The sequence below is a fragment of the Photobacterium japonica genome, assembly GCF_050337005.1.
GTDB classification, from domain to species: Bacteria; Pseudomonadota; Gammaproteobacteria; order Enterobacterales; family Vibrionaceae; genus Photobacterium; species Photobacterium japonica.
Genome location: NZ_JAKJSN010000107.1, coordinates 1 through 4,726 on the forward strand (window position 1 = coordinate 1; position 4,726 = coordinate 4,726).

The window sequence follows — 4,726 nt, forward strand, 5'->3', positions numbered from 1 at the left end:
ACTTTATCGTTTTATCAAATATTCCTGTCTCAGGCCGGATATCTCTGGTTAATTGCTATTTTTATCATTAAAATCGCGCACTCAATGATCCTTATGCTCTGCCTCCTGAATACACCAACACGTTGTCAATACAGCGAAAGTGACCATGCCGTGTCGAAGCGAATGGTGGGGGGCAATACGCCGTACCGTGTGTATTGCGCAGGGGGCCGTATTCCACCGCGATGGATAGTGATACCGCATCATGTCTGACAATATTTGTATTTCCGTGTCCGATCATCGTGGCACTTCCCATTATTTAATTAATCGCTTTAAGAAGCGCTATTTTGTCCTGGCGGCGACGGCCGTGCTGACAGTGTGTGGCGTGGGCGGTTATAACGTGTATTCCTTGTATCAGGATAAGCAACATTCCAATGTGCAATTAAGCGAGTTGCAAGAACAAGCCAGCGCGCTGCAGATAAAAGCAGAACAACTGAGCACATCACTGGAAGAAGAAAACGACGAAAACGTGGCCTTGATGGATGCGCTGACCGAAAAACAAGTGGCATTGTCGATGCTGACTCAGCGTATTGATGACGTTGAAACCATCTTAGGGCTGCAAGACAACGAAAACGGTAAGCCTGCCTCCTTGGAAGAGCGGGTAGACAGTGCTGCTATCAGCTCTGCCGTGCGGGGAACGTTATTTCGTATGATCCCCAATGGCAACCCGACACCGGGTATCCGTATGTCATCCCAATATGGCACGCGAGTGCATCCGGTCACCGGTAAGCGTAAGCGCCATTTGGGGCTCGATTTTGCCGCCAATATCGGGACGAAGATTTACGCGCCAGCTGATGGGGTGGTCGAAGTGGTACGCCCGAGCAAAAAAGGCTCAGGAAACTTTTTGAAACTGGCCCATACCATGGGGTTTGCGACGACCTATTCACACATGAATAAATTCAATGTGCGTAGCGGACACTTCGTGCGTAAAGGGGATTTGATTGGCTGGACGGGCAACACCGGTTTATCAACTGGGCCACACTTGCATTATGAAATCCGCTTTTTAGGGCGCGCGCTGAACCCGCGTACTTTCGTGGATTGGACGCCGGACAATTTCGATTCTCTGTTTGAAAAAGAAAAAACAGTACAGTGGGCGTCACTGTTAAAGATGATCAATAATGTGGTTTCCATGCAGGTACAGCTGACCCAGTCACCGCACGTTGTTCGCCCGATCGAAACCGCCAGTTATGAGGCGAAAATCGCCGGTGACGAGAGCAAGCAGGTGTCGAAGCTGTAATCCAATGCACACAGTTCACGACAATAAGGGGAGAACGATGGCAAAAGAATGGTATATCGGGGTGATGTCAGGCACGAGCCTCGACGGGGTGGATACCGCGCTGGTGGCGATCGATTCGCCTGCGAGCGGTGATCTTGCTGACGTACAGCCACAAGTGACCTTGCTGGCCAGTGACTGCTATCCCATGCCATCGGCATTAAAATCCGCTTTGTTGGATGTGTGTATTGGCCAAGCGACCAACTTGAAACACATTGGCGAACTGGATCACCAATTAGGTGTGCTCTTTGCTGATGCCGTGAATCATCTGCTAGCACAAACCCAGACCGATCCGGCGCACGTGAAGGCCATTGGCTGCCACGGTCAAACGGTGTTTCATCAGCCAGACGGCGATCTGCCGTTTACGATGCAATTGGGCGATGGCAATCTCATCGCTGCGCGCACGGGTATACTGACGGTGGCCGATTTTCGTCGTAAAGACATGGCGCTGGGCGGACAAGGCGCGCCGCTCGTACCTGCGTTTCATCGCACGGTGTTTGCCCAACACGCCTCGACTACGGTGGTGCTGAATATTGGGGGCATCGCCAATATCTCGGTGCTTCGTCCTGAATTGCCCGTGCTCGGTTATGACACTGGGCCGGGAAACATGTTGATGGATGCGTGGGTGTACCAGCATCGCGGTGAAAAGTTTGATCGTGATGCCGCGTTTGCCTTAGAAGGCACTGTGAATACACCGCTGTTACGCGTATTGCTTGATGATGCCTACCTTTCGTTACCGTACCCGAAAAGTACCGGCCGTGAGCGTTACAACCTGTTGTGGCTGGAACAGCAGCTGCAACAGGCTGGCTTACTGGCGGAAGGCGCGTTAACGGTGTCGGCGGCAGATGTGCAGGCGACCCTGCTGGCCTTTACGGCGGCGACCATTGCGGATCAGGTCGAGATGTTCCGTTTAGGGGATCACCCTGTGCTGTCTGTGTGTGGGGGCGGGGCGTGTAATCCGGCCTTAATGGCGCAATTGGCTGAACGGTTACCGCGTTGGCACGTCACGACAACGCGAGAAGCGGGCATTGATCCTGACTATATGGAAGCGATGGCCTTTGCGTGGTTAGCACGCCAGCGTGTTCACGGTCTGCCAAGTAACGTGCCCGAAGTCACAGGCGCTTCACGCGCAGCCTCTTTAGGCGTGATCTATTCTGCTGATTAACACGATCTTTCTTTATCGCTATCTTTTTTGATCTGATGCTGGTAGTGTCGCTGCCCTCGTGTGGTTAGCACTACCTCATTGCTTTGTCTTATCATGACGCTGACAGGTTTCGCCTAACCCCTTTTTACGATTACCTCTTTTGATCTGACAGGATATATGGCCGTGAGCAAAGACGCCTTTTCTACCCTTTCTCTTAAACCTGAATTGCTGAGCAACCTTGGCTCATTGGGTTACGAAAAAATGACCCCGATCCAAGCGCAAAGCTTGCCTGCTATTTTGGACGGCAAAGATGTGATTGCCCAAGCCAAAACCGGTTCAGGCAAAACAGCAGCGTTTGGTTTGGGCGTATTGCAGCACCTGAACGTGAAGCGTTTCCGTGTGCAAACCTTGATCCTATGTCCAACCCGTGAGTTGGCGGATCAGGTTGCCAAAGAGATCCGCAAGCTGGCGCGTGCGATCCACAACATCAAAGTATTGACCCTGTGTGGCGGTATGCCATTTGGCCCGCAGATCGGCTCGCTAGAGCACGGCGCACACATCATTGTAGGTACCCCAGGTCGTGTGGAAGAACACGTACGCAAAGGTAACTTGTCGCTGGACGATTTGAACCTGCTGGTATTGGACGAAGCTGACCGTATGCTGGAAATGGGCTTCCAAGATGCGTTGGATCTGATTTTGGATTACGCACCTTTGGATCGCCAAACCTTGCTATTCAGTGCGACTTACCCGAAAGAGATTGAACGCATCGCTGCGGATGTGATGAAAAAGCCCGTTATCGTAAAAGTGGCCGCCACGCACGATGACAGCAGCATTGAGCAGATTTTCTATAAAGTCGATAACAACCAAGACCGTTTGAACGCGGTACGCCTGTTACTGGCGCAGCACCGTCCTGAATCGACCGTGGTGTTCTGTAACACCAAGCGTGAAGCGCAGGAGATTTCCGACGATCTTGAAGATTTCGGCTACAGTTCTATTGCCCTACACGGTGATTTAGATCAGCGTCAGCGTGACCAAGCACTTGTGCGTTTCTCAAACAAGAGTGCGTCTGTGATGGTCGCAACCGATGTGGCAGCACGTGGTCTGGATATCGACAACCTTGATTGTGTGATTAACTACCAACTAGCGCGTGATACCGAAGTACACGTCCACCGTATTGGCCGTACAGGCCGTGCGGGCAGCCAAGGCATTGCTTGCTCACTGTACAGTGACAACGAGCATTACAAAATTTTGATGCTGGAAGAGTACCTTGAGCGCGAGATTGAACCAGCGGCATTGCCACCGTTGTCTCTGCTAGAGCAACCAACGCTCCGTCCAAACATGGTGACCTTGTTGATTGACGGCGGTAAGCGCCAAAAGATCCGCCCGGGTGACATTCTGGGTGCATTGACCGGTGAAAACGGCATTCGTGGTGATCAAGTGGGCAAGATCAACGTGTTTGATTACTGCTCTTACGTGGCCGTGATGAATGACGTCGCGCGTATTGCCTACAAAAAGCTTGAAAAAGGTAAGCTAAAAGGCCGTTCATGCCGTGTACGCCAAATCCGTAACTAATCGACGGATTTAATGCCTGGCATTTGCCATGACGCTGATAGTCGCCCACCTTTTTTGGTGGGCGTTTTTATTCGTTATTCGTAAACAAACGTCCCATCCCCCATACCCCTTCGTCAGATGATCAATCTTCCAGCAAGCTTTGTAACGAATGCTACAGACGCATATTCTCTTCATGTTGCCTCGTAATACCCTCATTAATCGCTAGCCCATTTGTGAAAACTGTGTCGTGATAAACCCATGACGAGCAGAGTTATTGTGATCCGCTTCGTTACTGGTTTTGTATTAACCCTATAAGGTCTACATCATGGATGCATTGTATTTTGATCTGAAAGTGCTAATTATCGACACGTTGAATTTGGAAGATATTACCGTTGATGATATCGACACGGAAGCACCGCTTTTTCACGATGGGTTAGGATTAGATTCTATCGATGCGCTAGAACTTGGGATGGCAATAAAAAACAAATATTGCATCGTGGTGGATGCACAAGACGCCTCGACAAAGGAAATATTCCGTTCGGTGGAGACATTGGCACAGTTTATTGAAAAGCAGCGCCGGTAATTGAGTGAAAGAGATACATTGATGCTAAATTCGGGGGAGATCCTGGCGAATAGTTAAATTTAATTCTAAATAATTATATTTGAAAATAAAGATAATGAACTACACCTCATCATTAAAAATGAGGTGTGGTATTTTAAAA

General features: G+C 50.1%; 4 protein-coding genes. All 4 read left to right on the plus strand.

Annotated features, from left to right (window positions below; translation table 11 throughout):
* Positions 1 to 241: 241 nt before the first annotated feature.
* Positions 242 to 1,273 carry a M23 family metallopeptidase gene (locus L4C36_RS23285; protein WP_428480156.1) on the plus strand — a complete coding sequence of 344 codons (1,032 nt, stop codon included), beginning with the start codon at positions 242 to 244 and terminating at the stop codon, positions 1,271 to 1,273.
* 37 nt (positions 1,274 to 1,310) lie between these two features.
* Entirely contained in the window at positions 1,311 to 2,474 is a 1,164-nt protein-coding gene (locus tag L4C36_RS23290) for an anhydro-N-acetylmuramic acid kinase (RefSeq protein WP_428480157.1), read from the plus strand.
* 162 nt (positions 2,475 to 2,636) lie between these two features.
* Positions 2,637 to 4,025: an ATP-dependent RNA helicase DbpA gene (dbpA, locus tag L4C36_RS23295; RefSeq protein WP_428480158.1), complete on the plus strand. Its 1,389-nt coding sequence runs from the start codon at positions 2,637 to 2,639 to the stop codon at positions 4,023 to 4,025.
* Positions 4,026 to 4,329: 304 nt separating this feature from the next.
* On the plus strand, positions 4,330 to 4,587 hold the full coding sequence (locus tag L4C36_RS23300; RefSeq protein ID WP_428480159.1) for a phosphopantetheine-binding protein: 258 nt from the start codon (positions 4,330 to 4,332) through the stop codon (positions 4,585 to 4,587).
* Positions 4,588 to 4,726 lie beyond the last annotated feature (139 nt).